The sequence below is a fragment of the Microcoleus sp. D3_18a_C4 genome, assembly GCF_036702415.1.
Lineage (GTDB): Bacteria > Cyanobacteriota > Cyanobacteriia > Cyanobacteriales > Microcoleaceae > Microcoleus.
In genome coordinates, this window is sequence record NZ_JAUBTI010000004.1 from 13411 (window position 1) to 28623 (window position 15213).

At 41.9% G+C, this 15213-nt stretch carries 21 protein-coding genes and 1 pseudogene; 18 read left to right on the forward strand and 4 right to left on the reverse strand.

What is annotated here, in order from left to right; translation table 11 throughout:
* Positions 1 to 302: 302 nt before the first annotated feature.
* From QUB16_RS03105 to QUB16_RS03125, 5 genes are all read left to right on the forward strand, one after another.
* On the forward strand, positions 303 to 572 hold the full coding sequence (locus tag QUB16_RS03105) for a thioesterase II family protein (protein WP_333273574.1): 270 nt from the start codon (positions 303 to 305) through the stop codon (positions 570 to 572).
* Positions 573 to 592: 20 nt separating this feature from the next.
* Positions 593 to 1351: a 4'-phosphopantetheinyl transferase superfamily protein gene (locus tag QUB16_RS03110; RefSeq protein WP_333313951.1), complete on the forward strand. Its 759-nt coding sequence runs from the start codon at positions 593 to 595 to the stop codon at positions 1349 to 1351.
* 303 nt (positions 1352 to 1654) lie between these two features.
* On the forward strand, positions 1655 to 2005 hold the full coding sequence (locus QUB16_RS03115; RefSeq protein WP_333313952.1) for a hypothetical protein: 351 nt from the start codon (positions 1655 to 1657) through the stop codon (positions 2003 to 2005).
* Positions 1974 to 2291, forward strand: a complete 318-nt coding sequence (locus QUB16_RS03120) for a helix-turn-helix domain-containing protein (protein WP_333313954.1) — start codon at positions 1974 to 1976, stop codon at positions 2289 to 2291. Before QUB16_RS03115 ends, QUB16_RS03120 begins: the two co-directional genes overlap by 32 nt.
* 270 nt (positions 2292 to 2561) lie before the next feature.
* Entirely contained in the window at positions 2562 to 2756 is a 195-nt protein-coding gene (locus QUB16_RS03125) for a hypothetical protein (RefSeq protein WP_246276690.1), read from the forward strand.
* Positions 2757 to 3140: 384 nt separating this feature from the next.
* Here the strand turns inward: QUB16_RS03125 and QUB16_RS03130 are convergent, their stop codons facing one another.
* The 4 genes from QUB16_RS03130 to QUB16_RS03145 all read right to left on the reverse strand — a co-directional run bounded on the left by QUB16_RS03130 (position 3141) and on the right by QUB16_RS03145 (position 5113).
* A complete protein-coding gene (locus QUB16_RS03130) occupies positions 3141 to 3458 on the reverse strand; it encodes a zinc ribbon domain-containing protein (RefSeq protein ID WP_333207109.1) in 318 nt (105 codons plus the stop codon).
* Positions 3377 to 4219, reverse strand: a complete 843-nt coding sequence (locus tag QUB16_RS03135; protein WP_333313956.1) for a transposase — start codon at positions 4217 to 4219, stop codon at positions 3377 to 3379. Before QUB16_RS03135 ends, QUB16_RS03130 begins: the two co-directional genes overlap by 82 nt.
* 9 nt (positions 4220 to 4228) lie before the next feature.
* Positions 4229 to 4846, reverse strand: a complete 618-nt coding sequence (locus tag QUB16_RS03140; protein WP_333314173.1) for an IS607 family transposase — start codon at positions 4844 to 4846, stop codon at positions 4229 to 4231.
* A gap of 87 nt (positions 4847 to 4933) precedes the next feature.
* The gene (locus tag QUB16_RS03145; protein WP_333207111.1) at positions 4934 to 5113 is read right to left on the reverse strand and encodes a hypothetical protein; all 180 of its coding nucleotides are present in this window, start codon (positions 5111 to 5113) and stop codon (positions 4934 to 4936) included.
* Positions 5114 to 5356: 243 nt separating this feature from the next.
* Between QUB16_RS03145 and QUB16_RS03150 the strand changes: the two genes are divergently transcribed.
* The 13 genes and pseudogenes from QUB16_RS03150 to QUB16_RS03210 all read left to right on the forward strand — a co-directional run bounded on the left by QUB16_RS03150 (position 5357) and on the right by QUB16_RS03210 (position 14911).
* Complete coding sequence (locus QUB16_RS03150; protein WP_333313957.1) at positions 5357 to 5827, forward strand: hypothetical protein; 471 nt, start codon at positions 5357 to 5359, stop codon at positions 5825 to 5827.
* Between the two features lie 10 nt (positions 5828 to 5837).
* A complete protein-coding gene (locus QUB16_RS03155) occupies positions 5838 to 6206 on the forward strand; it encodes a hypothetical protein (protein WP_333313959.1) in 369 nt (122 codons plus the stop codon).
* 136 nt (positions 6207 to 6342) lie between these two features.
* Positions 6343 to 7140 (forward strand): hypothetical protein, encoded by a 798-nt coding sequence (locus tag QUB16_RS03160; protein WP_333313961.1) that lies wholly within the window; start codon positions 6343 to 6345, stop codon positions 7138 to 7140.
* 133 nt (positions 7141 to 7273) lie between these two features.
* Positions 7274 to 7630 carry a DUF3768 domain-containing protein gene (locus QUB16_RS03165; protein ID WP_333313962.1) on the forward strand — a complete coding sequence of 119 codons (357 nt, stop codon included), beginning with the start codon at positions 7274 to 7276 and terminating at the stop codon, positions 7628 to 7630.
* A gap of 66 nt (positions 7631 to 7696) precedes the next feature.
* The gene (locus tag QUB16_RS03170; protein WP_333313963.1) at positions 7697 to 8404 is read left to right on the forward strand and encodes a hypothetical protein; all 708 of its coding nucleotides are present in this window, start codon (positions 7697 to 7699) and stop codon (positions 8402 to 8404) included.
* Between the two features lie 44 nt (positions 8405 to 8448).
* Positions 8449 to 9087, forward strand: coding sequence for a Mov34/MPN/PAD-1 family protein (locus tag QUB16_RS03175; RefSeq protein ID WP_333195952.1), 639 nt, complete (start codon positions 8449 to 8451; stop codon positions 9085 to 9087).
* Entirely contained in the window at positions 9053 to 9958 is a 906-nt protein-coding gene (locus QUB16_RS03180) for a ThiF family adenylyltransferase (protein ID WP_333313964.1), read from the forward strand. Before QUB16_RS03175 ends, QUB16_RS03180 begins: the two co-directional genes overlap by 35 nt.
* Positions 9959 to 10331: 373 nt before the next feature.
* Positions 10332 to 10880: a transposase family protein gene (locus QUB16_RS03185; protein WP_333313966.1), complete on the forward strand. Its 549-nt coding sequence runs from the start codon at positions 10332 to 10334 to the stop codon at positions 10878 to 10880.
* 19 nt (positions 10881 to 10899) lie between these two features.
* The gene (locus QUB16_RS03190; RefSeq protein ID WP_333314175.1) at positions 10900 to 11451 is read left to right on the forward strand and encodes a transposase; all 552 of its coding nucleotides are present in this window, start codon (positions 10900 to 10902) and stop codon (positions 11449 to 11451) included.
* 735 nt (positions 11452 to 12186) lie between these two features.
* Complete coding sequence (locus tag QUB16_RS03195; RefSeq protein ID WP_333313968.1) at positions 12187 to 12351, forward strand: hypothetical protein; 165 nt, start codon at positions 12187 to 12189, stop codon at positions 12349 to 12351.
* A 236-nt stretch (positions 12352 to 12587) separates the two neighbouring features.
* Positions 12588 to 12713: pseudogene (locus QUB16_RS03200) on the forward strand (IS1 family transposase); the annotation flags it as partial.
* 139 nt (positions 12714 to 12852) lie between these two features.
* Positions 12853 to 13401 (forward strand): GIY-YIG nuclease family protein, encoded by a 549-nt coding sequence (locus tag QUB16_RS03205; RefSeq protein ID WP_333313969.1) that lies wholly within the window; start codon positions 12853 to 12855, stop codon positions 13399 to 13401.
* A gap of 271 nt (positions 13402 to 13672) precedes the next feature.
* On the forward strand, positions 13673 to 14911 hold the full coding sequence (locus tag QUB16_RS03210; RefSeq protein ID WP_333313970.1) for a thermonuclease family protein: 1239 nt from the start codon (positions 13673 to 13675) through the stop codon (positions 14909 to 14911).
* Positions 14912 to 15213: the final 302 nt, after the last annotated feature.

The following is a 15213-nucleotide window of genomic DNA, read 5'->3' on the forward strand; positions in this document are numbered from 1 at the left end:
TACTTAATTTACCCAAATATAGCAACAAAAAGTAGTTATTTATCAACTACAACTACCATTTCTTCACTAGATTTGTTCCTAATTGATACTTATTTGTTATTGAGGTCTCTGGTGGTAGGCCTAATTGTTTGCGAAAATCTGAGTCCTATTTAGCGAGTTACCAATTTTTAGCAGTCGCATCCGCTAGCCTTGCACCTCACATTCCCGATCCATAGCCAATGCACGCTCTGTCAGAACCGGAATTGTTGCATGAATTGCATCGTCTCAACGGTATCCCTAAAGAAGTTCTATAAAATTACGAAATGATGCAACTACTGATTCCTATTGTGCGGGCAGATTTAGCAATTGATGAAGTCTATGTTTATACTAACGAAGCGCCATTAGAATGTCCGATTACTGTAATTGGTGGTTTGCAATACCCCGAAACGAGTCCCGATATTATTGAAGGTTGGAACAAACATACAATCGCTTTTTGTTCGCTGCAAATGTTTCCATACCATCACTTTTTTTTAAAGAGATATCAGTTGCTTTTGCTTCAAGCTACTTGTCAAAAATTGCAGCAAAATCAATAATTTTTCACGGCTTACGACTAATGATGAATACTAATATAATTGAGTGGAAAATACCCCCAAAAGACCTAATACTTAATAGCGATGAGGTTCATGTTTGGCGCGTTGATCTGGAGATGAGAGCATCTTGCCTACAAAGCTTGCAGGAGAGTCTCTCTACTGACGAACTTAAAAGAGCAGAGCGTTTTTACTTTCAGAAAGACAGAGCGCATTTTATCGCAGCTCGCGGTATTCTCAGAAAAATTTTGGGCTGCTATCTAAATAAAAATCCTAACGAACTGCGCTTTAGCTATAACCCCTACGGAAAACCATCTTTAGTTACCGCAGTATCCGAATATAAACTTTGCTTCAATTTGTCTCACTCTCACGGAATTGCTCTCATTGCTGTGGAGCAAAATCGAGAAGTTGGCATTGATATTGAACGCATTCGTAAAGATTTTCCCTACCAGCAGATAGCCGAAAGTTTTTTTTCGCCTTTTGAAAACGCCGTATTGCGCTCGCTCCCCAAACATCAACAACTGAGAGCTTTTTTTACCTGCTGGACTCGCAAAGAAGCCTACATCAAAGCGGTAGGTAAAGGTCTTTCAATTCCTTTGGATGGATTTGATGTTGCGATTGCGCCGGGAGAACCAGCAGCACTGTTAAACTTTCTGGAAAATCCAAAAGAAGTTTCCCGATGGTCTTTGATTGAGTTAGTCCCCGGTTTAGATATGGTAGCAACTCTTGCCGTTGAGGGCGATCGCTGCCAACTTCTCTGCTGGCAGTGGCAATACTCCTGCTAATAAATCCTAGAAGGGATTCTGGTTGATCAAACGCAGCCGATTTAAGCAAAGTTTTAGTACCTTCTCTCGGACAAACAGCAGTCTAGAAATTAATTGCATCGGGCAAAAAAGGAGTCAACGCGATTAGGCGGAGTCTCAAAAAATTCATAGCCTAGTCAGAGTTTGAATTTGAAAATAGTCGGTCAAATATAGATTCCAATTGATTGATTCAAGGAGATGTCGCGCTGCAATTTCTTTATCAAGAAATTGATCTGAAAACCTATCAAAACAAATCAGTTGCAGTCGATGCACAGTTAAGAACTCATGTCAATCTCAAAAGGAAAGCGAGATTTGATTTCGGGCCTGCCACTAAAACAGTTGAAGGATATACCACCTTCAACTGAGTTGCCTGCAAATTTTGCCAAAATTCATCCCCCGCGCTTTGAGTGTGGCGAGATGGTGCGCTGGACTGATGTTGGCGAAGAAGGTGACAGAGGAATGGTTATAGGCAAATTTTACAACTATGAACAGCGTCAGCGTTGTTGGATGTGGTGTTATATCATTTGCCTTACTCCTGATTCCAAGAGTGCAAAGTGGTGTCAGTTTGATACTGCCTGGGAGGAAGATTTGGAGAAGTTTGAGGATGATAAAAAAGCAGCAGACTTTGACAGATAGAGAACGCAATTTGATTGCAGTTTACAGTCAATGCCAATTGCAAATGACACCGAGGCAGTTTTATGCAAAGTGGGGAGTGAGTTATGAGGAAATTGCTTTTATTTGTTCTCGTTCTGATTCTACAGTGCGGGGTTGGTTTAGAAAGGGGGAAAATCGCCGATTCCCTACTGCTGTCGATTTGCGTCATTTGGCTTTAATGGATTTTCTGCTGGAGCATTTTGAGGAAATTCCAGAGGGATTGGTGGCTTTCCTGTGTCCGCCTTGCGAAGAGAATAGCCTGGATTAATAGTAGCGGCGCGTATAACGGAAAGACTGTTTAGGGCAACGACTGTATACGTTGTCGCAATCATATACTGCTGACTTGTTCTAACAGTTTTGTTGGCTGCTATACATCAAGCTTTTTCAGCATCAAAAAATAATTTGAGCTTGTCTTAGCACAAACCTTGTCAAATATCAATGTCACCGTGACCTGTCTTTGACAAGATTATTCAATTACTGTCTTGGCAAGCAATCAAACAAGAGCACAATCTGTTACTTTTACTGCTGAGGTACTAAAATGACCTACTCTGAAAAATTGCACCCGTGGTGTATCATTAGCCTGCTTCCTAATTGTCAGCGTGTTATTGTGGCACGATTTCGTAAGAGAAACGATGCAGACGATCATCTACGGGTTTTGCAGCGGTTAGTGAAAACCCGCACATTTGTGATTATTTTTGACATCCAACCAAAGCCTACTGTGCCTAAAGAATAACGGCGAATGCAGCGAAGGTTTGAAATCGAATTAATCGAGATACCTGCGTTAGTTGAATAAACCGACTTTCCAGCGATTTCTCCCAGCGACAGAACCTACTGATAGCTGGGAGAATTTTTTATATATTTTACTGATTCTCTACTAACTACAACTTTTTATCATAGTATTGATTGACGCTCTAAAGCGATCGCATTTGTACGGATAGTTACAATTGCATAAGTAAATATGCTCTGATTGATAGCTGTGCAATCGTAGATGTGGCTAATAGTAATATAGCTTGCGAGCGCAATAGATATTCCTTCTGCTATACAAATACTAGACAAGTCTAGACATTTGCTTCTTACTTCATCGGGGGCATGGGAGCGGCTATCCCTCAGTAAGCTTTCACGGTTTAGCCAACCGTGATAAATTTATTGCTGCATTCAAATCCCTGTCTATCGAATGACCGCAACTTTCACAGTTATAAGTCCTTTCTTTTAACGGCATACCTTGGATTAGTCCGCAATTTGAACAGGTCTTGCTTGATGGGAACCAGCGGTCGGCAACGACGATCTCGCAGCCAAACTTTTTAGCTTTGTATTCTAACTGGCGCTTGAATTCATGGAATCCACAATCAGCTATTACCATACCGCAAGTTTGTGATTCTTTAGCATTCCACAGACATTCAAATCTTCTACTACTATCGTTGCGTGGTTTTTGCATAAGTAAGTAGTGATTTGATGTAGAGTATTTTTTCTGAGGTTTGCTATTTTTGCATGATGCTTTGCTAGTTCAATTTTGGCTTTACATCTATTATTGGAACCTTTCACCTTTCTCGCTAAGACTCTTGACAATCTCTTAAGTTTTGCGAGATGCGCTTTATAGTGCTTTGGGTTCGGAAATACTACGCCAGTTGAAAGCGTAGCCAACTCTTTAACACCCAGGTCAACTCCTACAACGTCATGACTTTTGACTGTAGGTTCATGATGTTGTTCGTAGGCAAATGCGATAAACCAACTATCGGCAGTGCGCGAGATGGTGATTGACTTGCAAGTTGTATGAGGCAACCCTTCGTGAGTTTTTACCCAGCCGATTGTCGGCAGCTTTATAGATGTACCGCCCACAGGGATAGGCTTACCGCTAGCGTCAATCGTGAAAGAGTCGTGATGCCCTTTCTTCTTAAACCTGGGATATCCACCTTTTTTTGAGAAAAATTTAGCAAACGCATCTCCAAGATTGTCAAAGGCGTATTGAGTTATCTTTTGACAGATTTCCGCCTCCTTTATCCACGTAAATTCAGGTTTTACATGATTGTTAAAGAATTTTTTGAGCAAGTATTTGTTGGGCTTCAATCCATCTTTATAAAGGCTGCTCCAAGTAGCCAGTCCCCAATTATAAGTAAATCTCGCTATGCCAGCGTGTTTACTCATAACTGTTGATTGACTTTTGTTTAGCTTTAACTTTGTTTTGATGGATAGAAGCATTGTTCGACCTCAACACTGGATTTCTTTGTTTAACTCTGCCACGTCCTGTACTGGTTTGTCAATAGCATTTTTTAAATTTTCTTTGATTTCCTTGGAGTAATTTCGTAGACCGTATAACCGACAGGAGAAACAGTGAATTATTGCCATCAGGTCTTCTACTAATTCATGTTGAGGAGACAGTGATTCTTGGTTGGCGACTATAATTTCACATCCGACTGATACGGCAAGTTCTTGGATGAATTCAAAGGCAAATCTGCACATCCTATCTTTGTGTGCAATTACGATTGTTGATATTTCACCCTTAAGCATTGACAGCATAATTGCTAGAAACTTTTTTCTCTTAAAGTTTAGTCCACCGCCAATTTCCGATATCCAGTCATCAACGCTTAGCCCTCGACCTAGGCAGAAGGCTTCCATTGCTAGCATCTGGTTTTTGAGTTCTGGCTTTTGCCCGCTGGATGAAACTCGACAGTAAACTACGATTTTTCGTTTGGCCTCTATGGGCTTCAATCCGTTAGCTATCAAGAGATCGTCTTCTGTGTAAAACCGATGACCTGATAGGGTGCGCTTGGCCGGTAGCTTCCCTGAGACATCCCAACGCTGGAGTGTTTTTACTGACAATCCCAGTTTTTTTGCAAAAACGCGCGAGTTTAAACAAAATGGTACACCGTAGTTTTGTCGATAAGTGTACCATTCTGTCTACTTATTTGCTATCTAGGTACTAGCTCTATCAATACTTCGGAATTTTGAAGAGTTTTTTTGGGAGATGGCTCTGGCGCAAGGTTCGTAGGTGGCTAATGTTGCGCTGAGTTTTTGGATTTCTTGCCATAGCTCTACTATCAAGGCTTCTTTTGCCTCGTTCAATAGTTGCTTTAAGCCGGGTAGTTTTTCCATTCCTTTATCTAATGTCTATCTCGTCTTCTTGTCAAGGGGGTTGAGCAATTACAATCAAAGAATCAATAGAGACAAGTGCGACCGCATCTTGTCGGACAGATAATTAATGGGAATTAATTAAGAAATTTCTTGGGAAACACGCTTACCGTTAAAACTTTCCAAAAAATAGATCGTTAAAAGCAAGGCCGCGATCGCGGCAATTTTTGAGAATAAGCTGCACTTGCTTGTACTGCGAATCCAGCCATGACCCAAATAGAACCAAATTCCGAACTAACTGGAGAGGAGATTCCACTTTCAGCTACTCAAAAAGTGGGTGAAACCATCAACAAAACTGAGAACATTTCACAGAGTCCTGACTTACTTGATGAAGGAGAATCAGAACCTTATGAATTCAATTTTTGTACAGTCAAAATCCACATTATTATGCGACCAGACGACGGGCATCCCGAAGGGCGAATCGTAGAAATTACAGCAACGAGCCACGACGACTTACCATTATTAACACAAGTTAGAGAGAACTCAATTGGAGCTTTGCCAAGTGCTTTACAAGAATTGCTCCAGCGGTTAGCCTCCAATTTACCTAACCGAAAAGTGAGTGCTCAAATTCGCTCTTCTTTACGTCCACCCCGCAAGAAAGCTAAACCAATCCCTCAACACCCTACTGATTCACCCGTCAATAAGGGTGAAATCGGAGTCCAAATTTCCTTGTTTTAAAGAGGTAAAAATGAGTCTAATAGAATACGAAGGCAGACAAATTGAACTGCCCAACGAAATTACTTCAAATGATGAAAAGTTACTCGAAGTCCTGCTTCCTTACTTCCCGGAATTAAGCGAAGCTACGATTGAAAGAAAAGCAGGTCAACCCATTAAAATCATCAAACAAGCCAAGACAAAAGGTGTAGAAGAGTCGCAAAAAAAACTATCCGTACTGCATAAAAATTGCGTATTTCAATGCCAGATAAAAACTCATCAAATCCTCCCCCCCATTCCCCACTCTCCTCACTTATGGCAGCACCAGAAGAACCGAATCAAGCTGTCCAACTCACTTGGGCTCTCCAATGTGAATCTATCAACGGTTATGTTACTCCGCTAACCTTAGCAAGTCGCACTCAAGAAATCTCTCAAGCAATAGCGAGAGGTGAACAAGAACTACAGCGATTTAAAGCAACTCTCAAACAACTGCAACTTGCGCCAGCTATTGCACATCCCCAAATTCCCCTGAATTTTTAATGCCTGCAACCATTTTGTCTGTGTCGCAAGCCATCGCTGGTTTGCGACACTCCTACCCAGTAACCAAGCCAATTGAAGCGATTGAATTTCTCCAGCAAACGCTTAATAGTATTCAAATACTAAACCTTTACCAACACTTTTTTCCAACTGAATTTACCACCAGTACCAGTTCTATTTACTCTGATAGTCCTGACATTCATAGCCCCCGCGAATTAGAATTTTTCAGTCGGCTTGACGAAACAGAACTTATCCCTATCAGCCCCTGGCAATTAGAAATAGCCCAAGAAGAACGCCTCGACGAACTCCTGATAGAGCCTTGGGGGTTAGATTGGTTGAGCTATGAAGATTATGATATTGAGTCATTAGCCCCTGAGTGGCAAATCTTGCTGCCTCTAACTTCTAAAGGACTAGATTGGCTAACTGAAAATGACGCACAAGATTGGTATGAAGAGGAATTTAACGTTTTATTTTCTCACGTTTTACCACCCGATAGTATCAATTATCTGCAATTCCAAGAGCTTTGCTCTCTGGCTGACTTTCCCATAAAATTAGTGCCAATTGTACTAAGTTTCCTCAATTATTCAACAGGTAATATTTGGCTAGACGGCTGCGCTCAAGACGAGTATCAATTTAGAGAATGGACAGTCGAAAACTTGATATCTTTATCAGCGCAATGGCAAAGTGCTAAAGAAGTAATAACCCAAGCTCAACAGGTTATCGACTGGCTTGCTACTGACCGCCCTCGACGTTTTCAGCAAATTCTTGAACTCTGGAACAAGAGCACTTTGTCAATTTGAATTACCTATGAATCCAAATAATTACGATTGAAACTCTCAAGTCTAAAAATGCTGAGCTCCCCGCTTAAGCGTATTCATTGTGAAGCAGCAACCGCTAGTGCGGTTGTAGCTGTTGGAAATTGAGGTCTTAACCATGACTGAAACTCTAACAACAACCGAAAGAATTGCACGTCTCAATGACCAGTTGCGTCAAGGAAATACCAAAATTGGTGAAATTCGGATCACTCAAACTGTAAAAGCTCTTCCTCCTGAATACCAACAAAAATTACTGCAATTAGTAAGAGATTTTAACAGTTTTGAATCGGGCAACGACCCCTACGGAGAACGAGATTTTTTTGCCATTCAACTGAATAGCAAAAACTACTTTTTCAAAATTGATTATTTTGACAAAAAAGCTTGGCTGGACAACCAAGAAGTGAGTTCAGAATGCCCAGAAAACTCGGATAAAACTTGGAGAGTTGCTACCCTAATGAAATCGAATGAATACTAATTTTCAAGTAGGAGCTAACCTTACCTATCGGGTTAGCTCTATAACCTCTATCAATTTTAAGCTATTATGCAACATTTGTCAGGAGAAGCCTTCCGTGAAATTCTGCAAATAGCTCCCCGACAGCTAACAGAAATTGATGCTGAATTACTGTTCATCAAAGAACAATACCTGTTCCATTATCGAGAAGGGACAAAGGAACACTACAAACTACTCTCCTCTGTCAGTTTGAGAACTGCATTTTCTCACGAGCCAATTGATACAGGTTGGATGCCTCCAGGAGTCATAAGGTGGGGAACTAATTCTCAAGGAAATTGGGTAGTAAAATTCATACCTCCTGCTCAATATAACCTCCACTTTGATGATATTGAACCGATTACTATTCCGCTAACCGCTTTGGTATTGGTAGGACAGAACACTCAATATTGGGTATGGGCAACTGATGTCGCCACCTTCAACCCAGAGGCGAAAGCTTACCATACTCCCTTACCAAATATCCACCCAAACGGTTTAATTTGCTGGGGACAAAATACTCCCCCGGTTGCTTCAACTCAAACCATTGATATTGCTTGGCAAACTTTCATCACTACTCCTTTCAATGCTGACTTATCCAGCCAAAAAAGCCGAAAGTTTCCCCAAGATGTCAGAGAACATCTGAAAAGTTTAGCCTTGAAAAAAAGGCGTTCCTATCCTGTTAAAGATTTAGTTGAAAGCAGGTGCAACCAGTCAATTAACTCTTTAATAGAACACCTTTTATTGATTGCTAACCCTATCTAGGCATTGCACTCAACATTTTTCTTTCAACCGCCAAGTTTAAGTTAATGCTAAAACTTTTTAACCACATTCATGCCTCTATTCCCTTGCCTCCCATTGCTACTGGAGTATTCTGCGAATACGTTACAGCTTCTAACGGCGTGTTTGTGCGTTCAGTTCGCCCCGGACTAGAGGCAATGATTCCTATTGCAAATTCAGCGCCCAATACTATCAAAGGGTTGCCATCTATAGAACCGTACTTGCACCTTGACACTCGTTCAGTACCATTAGAATTACTCCTTTCTATGTGTACAAAATCTGCATTTTGCAAAGATAATAGTGGGAATCTCACAGAGATTTTATTTCACCTATCCCTTGACAGCCGCAATCAATGGCAACTGACAATTCCACTCCAAACAACTACACGAACAAGCTGCCAACCTCTTGATAATTTATCCTGCTCAACTGCCTTAATTGAATGCCACTCTCACGGAGAAATGCCTGCTTTCTTTAGTAGCACAGATGATGCTGACGAGCGCGGGTTTAGACTCTATGCAGTCTTGGGTAAAGTTAATACTTTAAATCCTGAGATTTTAGTCAGAATCGGAATTTTCGGACACTATAGCTTAATTAAAGCTAGTTCTGTATTTGAAGAGCCATATTTTATCACCGATGCTTACCAAAACTCCCTTAAACCTCGACTTTGAGTACGCCAATTCTACCCATCTCCTCCTCAAAGATTACTCTCACCTACACTTGTGGCTCGTTGGCTGTGGGGGCACTGGCTCTTATGTAGCTGAAAGTTTAGCACGATTAGCTTACGTTTTCAAACAACGTGGTAAAAATGTCAATGTTGCCTTTGTTGACCCTGACATTGTTGAAGAGAAAAACTTGGGAAGGCAGAGATTTTGTCAATCTGAACTCGGATTGAATAAAGCCGCTACTCTTGCTTTGCGTTACAATCTTACCTGGGGGCTAGAAATTAGTGCAATTCCTGACTATTTTGACCCCAAATTGGTAAAATCATACTGGAATGATTTGGTAATTATCACTGGCTGCGTTGACAATAGTGCGGCTCGTCGTTCCCTCGGCAAAACACTAGAAAGTAACCGCCACTCTGATATTCCAAGAATCTGGTATCTTGATGCTGGCAATAACTTTGATAGCGGTCAAATTCTACTAGGTAGTCATAATTGTGGTGAGGGGTTAATTACTCACCTAGATCAATTTGAGAGAACAGGCATTATGGGAGCCCTACCCTCTCCTATTTGGCAGTGCCCCAATTTGAGAGAATCCCAGCCTGAAGAACTGGCAGAACCCCATTTATCTTGTGCTGAGTTATCCACTATTAACGCTCAGAGTCTCACAATTAATCAGGCGATGGCCTCCATTATTGCTGACTATTTATTCCGTCTCACTTTGACGAATGACTTGCGGAGGTTTGCCACTTTCCTTAACCTTAAATCTGGTTCTATGCGCTCGGAATTTATCAGTTTTTCATCTCTTAAAAGGTTTGCAAGAGGGGGAGGGGGAAGGGGAAGGGTGGAAAAAGGAAGGGAAGAGGAAGGGGAAGGGTAGAAAAAGCTGATTATTTGGGGAGGGGAAAGGAAGGCTTCGCCGTGAACTATGCGGCTCGACTGAGCGACATTCGGCTTGCGCTCAATCGAGCCACAATTCGGCTAAGCTCATGGTCGAAGCCTCACGCCGAAGTCCGACGGGAACCCCGCTTACCGAACGTCCGAATGGAAAGTTATAGGTTATTGTTAGCTTTTATTAAAGAGAAAAAGCTAAAATTTATCCTTCCTTCCCCTTCCCCCTCTTTTACTTTAACGAGATTTTTTCGGATTTAATACTGTGTGAATTGCCCGGTCTAAAAACTCGATAAACTCACTGGGATAAGTATAAAATTGACTCTTTCTGGCTCTTCTGGGTTTGAGGGGATTAATGTATAATGAGATACAATGAATACGTGGTGATAGGCATGGACTTGCATCTTGATAGGTTGCTAAATTTACCAAATACAACCATCGAAAGTTTTACGGAAGAAGAAAATAAAATTATTCTCAAGCTGAGATTCTTACATGATGAAGCTCCTTGCCCCCATTGTAATACGCAGAGTAGAAAATTAAAACAAAATCGACCGATACTGATTCGAGATTTATCAGTATTTGGCAAAGTAATTTATTTAAATACGCCACGCCGCCAATTTTATTGTCATCAGTGTCAAAAACATTTTACGGAAGAATTACCCTTTGTAGATTGGGAAAGACGATACACACAAAGATCTGAAGAGTATGTTTATCAACGAGTGCAAAGTGCGAGTGTAGAGCAGGTAAGTCGAGATGAATTTTTGAGTTGGGATCAAGTACAGGGAATATTTAACCACCAATTTTCTCTCAAAAAAAAGGAGAATTGGGAAGAAGTAAAACGGGTGAGTATTGATGAAGTGAGTAAACGCTGCATGACATCAAAATTTGGTCACGGTCGTATCAAATATTGACTTAGGAGAATTGCTAGAAGTGATTGATAGTCATAAACAAGATGACATCATTGAAATCCTTAAGCAGCAACCAATTGAGATCAGAGAGAAAGTTGAGGAAATCAGCGTTGATATGTGGGGAGGATTTCCAAAAGTTGTAAAAGAGGTATTCCCAAATGCCAAAATTGTCATCGACAGATTTCATGTCATGCAGCCAGTGCTCAAAGAGTTAAATCAATTGCGTAAACAAACTGGAGTTAAGATTAAAGGCAGTCGTTTTATCCTGCTAAAAAATAATATTGATTTAACAGAAGAAGAAAAAGTGAAATTGGAAACTGTCTTGAAGTATTCTAAGCGTTGGCGATTAGCTTATACTCTAAAAGAAGATTTTAGGAGTATTTTTGAAACTTGTAAAACCCCTGAAGATGGTCAGGAACAATTGAAAGAATGGCTTCAAAAAGCTCAAGTTGTCTACGGAGCAGTTTTGGAAACAATTCACAACCATCTAGACAATATTTGTAATTACTTTTTAAACCGTACATCTAGTGGTGTGATGGAGGGACTTAATAACCGAATCAAATTAATTAAATGACAAGCCTATGGCTTTTTGAATTTTGTAAACTTTCGTTCTAGATTATTAGCCTGTCTTTCTCATTAGCTTTACTTATCCCCATAAACCCAGAAGAGCCCCGCTAAGTTGAATTAAGAATCAAGTTGAGCAAGTGCGAGAAAATTGGTAACACAGTAGCCGTTATCTAAATTGAATAAAAAATCAAATAAGGAGTATGAGAAAATTGGCAACACAGTAGCCGTTATGTCAGCCTTGACAGTCGCGTAAATTGCTGTTGTCGGACTCGCGCTTTGCAATCGGCTAAACTGTTGTTGTCTGATAAAGCTTGACAGTCGGCTAAACATTTATTCCCTGACTTGGTTTATAGCAGTCGCTCGACTCCTAGCTATTAATGGCGGTTATAATTCTCCACCCTATTAGTCCAGGTAGTAATTTCTAAGTAGGTAGGCGGGATTAAACCGAATAATGTAACAGTATGTAAATAGGCTTAAGTCAGCCAGTAGAGAGCATTTGAACACTTTACATCGTTTACATAGTTGCGTTTTAAAGCGCCGACTTACTTAGGCGTAAAGAGCGATCGCTAATATATTTCAACAACAAAATAGTTGGCAGTGCCTGTCCCATACCTTACCGCTCTTATTGATGTATTTGGGCTTCAGTCGCGATCATCGCCGTCGTTCCTTATTCTATATCAATAAGGTTTGAACTGCGGGTAAGCAGTATGCTCAATATTCATGGGGGGTGGATATTTTTCGTATGGACGCATTAGTCACGGTTTGCGATCGCAAAACCATTGCTTGCTACCAAGAGAGAACAGCCATAACCAGTCACAACAGGCAAAGGCACGAACAGCACAAAAAAGCAGTAAAGGGACATGAAATTGCAGGCGTTTGCCGGATATTTTCGGATAAAAACAGGTAGAGGCCAGTCCCTGCAAATGTCTGTATTCTCACGCTCTTTTGTACAGTACACACCTGATTTTGTACAGCAAATGACTGACTTTAGTGCTCCCCAAAAATTAACGGGACTTAAACAACTTTTAAGCCCAAACAAAACCCCAACTGGCTTTATATGCAGCTTGAGCGTCCATATTTTGTTGTAGCCAGCGCACAAATCTATAAGATATAGCTGTTCTCAAAGCTTCTAAGACTTCAGTAAAATGTTACTTTTATATCACAGATAGATGGCTAGTTTACCCAAGGTTTATTCCCGATAAAGACCAAATTATCTATAAAAGTTACATGACCCGACTAGAGGGCGAGAATACGCGACTACGACATTACGCACAATGTCATCACTTTGGTATAATTGTGAGAGTATGAGTGCGATATTTGGAGACATTACTACCGTGAGCGTGGCGTTTGGCAGAATTCTATTGAGCTTACACTTTCCAGCAGCGATCGTCCAACAATCTTAAAATCTGTGCAGCAACTCGAACTTTTTCCGCAACCCAAACCCAGCTCCGCTAAATCTCCTCAACTAACGATGAGTTCCGAGGCTTTGTATTCTTGGAAACAACGCATTTTTGAACACCAACAATCTGAAAGTGCGCCACAACCGCGACAGGGAAGTCTATTCGAGCTAGCAGTAAATCCTTGTGAACCCAACAACATAGACCCGTTTGCCCTGCAATTGCACAATCTCTCATTCTGTGAGAAACCGGATTGGGGCGATCGTACTTGCCTTTACTTCGTTATCGATAACGCACTCCCATTGCTGCTGTATGTAGGAGAAACAGACCGCACTCCCAAGCAACGATGGATGAGCCACGATTGTCATAAGTACATTGCCAACTACATCGAACTGCACCGCCGCTACTCCCTGGATGTGAGTGTGGCTATAGCATTTTGGTATGGAGCGCCAGCTAACCGCAAAAAACGGTTGCAACTGGAGTTAGAGCTTATCTACAAGTGGAAGTCACCTTTTAACAAAGAATGTTGGCAATATTGGGGACAACCATTTGGGAAGTGAAAAGCGCGGAGTTTCACGTTTTAGTCAAGGTTAAACTAGGGATAATCCTTTGATAAAGTGATATTTAATAAGTGTTAATAAGGTGTTTGTGCCTATATTTGTCTTAATATATAGGCAAAAAGTTGATGGTTAGTATGTTCCTCTGGGTATCGAGTCTAAAACAGTACCGGATTTTCCGGTTATTCCAGACAGCGAAATTAAAACTGTAACTGGCTGTAACAGATTGTATTTGTGGGAAATGTTAGTGAAAAAATATCTGCAATAATCGATTATGTCCTCTCAACACCAATTACTTCAAGTTAACCAGCGTTTCGGCGATGCGGGAAATGTTCTGGCTTCACTGGCACCAAACTTCGTCAAAGTTGCTCCCGGTCAAGTCGGTTCCCCTGTGCCATTTAAACTTACCTCCGGCGGCACAGACGCATTCGTGATGGTCCAAGGCTACGATTTGGACAAAGCTGGACTGAGAGTATTGCTCGACGATGCGGTAGTTGGAACCATCAGCCGTGGTAGCAATTCTGGTTGGTCTACATTCATCTTGCCGCTACCAGACTTGCGTCCCGGTGAACATAGGCTCCAGTTCGCGAGTGCCAGCGCATCTGATGATAGCCTGATTGCCACCGCGATCGTCCAGTGGAGTCCGACTGAAGCAACGATCCAGAATCCATTTGTGGATGATAGTGAAACCATTATCTTGCGGGGTTGGGTGAATCTGGACGTGCAGCGGCAACTCGGAGGCAGTCCCGACGGCGATACTCTCTGGTTGCTCGATGCTGAAGTGGTAGAAGACGTTCGCGGTATTGGTGCAAAAGTGGTGGCAAACCCCGATGTCAACAAAAAGCGAACTCATCCCCTTGGCGATATTAATCGCCTGACTATCCGCTTCCAGGGCATCGACACCCCCGAAATTCATGCTAACGGTTCGCGACAGAACTACGGCTTCCTGGCTTTTGCCAAGCTCGAAGAAATTGGCGGTATGCGGTTTCATGCCAAGCGCGGAGATAAGTCCGTAGAGGTACGCTGCTCGGTAACTAGACAGTCGGAGAAAGAAACTATTCTCGACCCCAACCAGCGCGTTTTGGGTTACGTCACCCTCGGCGAACTGAACGCCAACACCGAGATGGTGCGCCTTGGCTACGCTTTTCCTTTCCTTTATGACAGCATCAGTCCGGCCATGCAGCAGCGCCTGCGCCTGTATGCCGAAGCCGCCAGTACCGCTGAGGCGGGAGTATGGCGCGAGTACACGGCCGTACCAGTAGAGCCGATGCCTGCTTTAAAAGAACCGATCGCAGATTACGGACAGGTAAATTTTCCGACGTTTTGGCGGCGTTGGGCCGAGTACCGCAAGTCAGGCGGACTGCCGGGCCCCAAGTTCGTTGAGTGGGTGAAGGCCAATAAAGAAAAACAGCTCGCGAATGCCCCCGGCGGTATCAAGTTGTTTTCAGACACGATCGATCCTTCATCAAATCGTCTGCTGGTCAAACCTTGGGAAATCGTGTTCGAGGAGTAGAGAAGCTGTTAGACATCTCCCAGAATGAATCTGAAACCGCAAGCCCAGCTAGGACAGATATCTAACTTATGGAGATGTCTAATACCGTTGTTGTCAGACTCTGGGATTAAAAAACTTAGATATTTGAGTTTAACGATGAAGCTTGTTGCTCTCGATAAGTGAACTTTTTTATGATAGCGATTGTTTTTCTTTGAGCTGGCGATCGCCTGAACTGCTGCACGTTATATAGTGTGTGTACTGGTAAGAACCTGCAATCTTAATCTCTCAAACCTGTAATTCTGGCCTCAATAAACCAAGATTAT

Coding starts and splice junctions, on each gene's coding strand:
- QUB16_RS03105 (WP_333273574.1), top strand. CDS start 303: ATGATGCAACTACTGATTCCTATTGTGCGGGCAGATTTAGCAATTGAT.
- QUB16_RS03110 (WP_333313951.1), top strand. CDS start 593: ATGATGAATACTAATATAATTGAGTGGAAAATACCCCCAAAAGACCTA.
- QUB16_RS03115 (WP_333313952.1), top strand. CDS start 1,655: ATGTCAATCTCAAAAGGAAAGCGAGATTTGATTTCGGGCCTGCCACTA.
- QUB16_RS03120 (WP_333313954.1), top strand. CDS start 1,974: ATGATAAAAAAGCAGCAGACTTTGACAGATAGAGAACGCAATTTGATT.
- QUB16_RS03125 (WP_246276690.1), top strand. CDS start 2,562: ATGACCTACTCTGAAAAATTGCACCCGTGGTGTATCATTAGCCTGCTT.
- QUB16_RS03130 (WP_333207109.1), bottom strand. CDS start 3,458: ATGCAAAAACCACGCAACGATAGTAGTAGAAGATTTGAATGTCTGTGG.
- QUB16_RS03135 (WP_333313956.1), bottom strand. CDS start 4,219: ATGCTTCTATCCATCAAAACAAAGTTAAAGCTAAACAAAAGTCAATCA.
- QUB16_RS03145 (WP_333207111.1), bottom strand. CDS start 5,113: ATGGAAAAACTACCCGGCTTAAAGCAACTATTGAACGAGGCAAAAGAA.
- QUB16_RS03150 (WP_333313957.1), top strand. CDS start 5,357: ATGACCCAAATAGAACCAAATTCCGAACTAACTGGAGAGGAGATTCCA.
- QUB16_RS03155 (WP_333313959.1), top strand. CDS start 5,838: ATGAGTCTAATAGAATACGAAGGCAGACAAATTGAACTGCCCAACGAA.
- QUB16_RS03160 (WP_333313961.1), top strand. CDS start 6,343: ATGCCTGCAACCATTTTGTCTGTGTCGCAAGCCATCGCTGGTTTGCGA.
- QUB16_RS03165 (WP_333313962.1), top strand. CDS start 7,274: ATGACTGAAACTCTAACAACAACCGAAAGAATTGCACGTCTCAATGAC.
- QUB16_RS03170 (WP_333313963.1), top strand. CDS start 7,697: ATGCAACATTTGTCAGGAGAAGCCTTCCGTGAAATTCTGCAAATAGCT.
- QUB16_RS03175 (WP_333195952.1), top strand. CDS start 8,449: ATGCTAAAACTTTTTAACCACATTCATGCCTCTATTCCCTTGCCTCCC.
- QUB16_RS03180 (WP_333313964.1), top strand. CDS start 9,053: ATGCTTACCAAAACTCCCTTAAACCTCGACTTTGAGTACGCCAATTCT.
- QUB16_RS03185 (WP_333313966.1), top strand. CDS start 10,332: ATGAGATACAATGAATACGTGGTGATAGGCATGGACTTGCATCTTGAT.
- QUB16_RS03195 (WP_333313968.1), top strand. CDS start 12,187: ATGGACGCATTAGTCACGGTTTGCGATCGCAAAACCATTGCTTGCTAC.
- QUB16_RS03210 (WP_333313970.1), top strand. CDS start 13,673: ATGTCCTCTCAACACCAATTACTTCAAGTTAACCAGCGTTTCGGCGAT.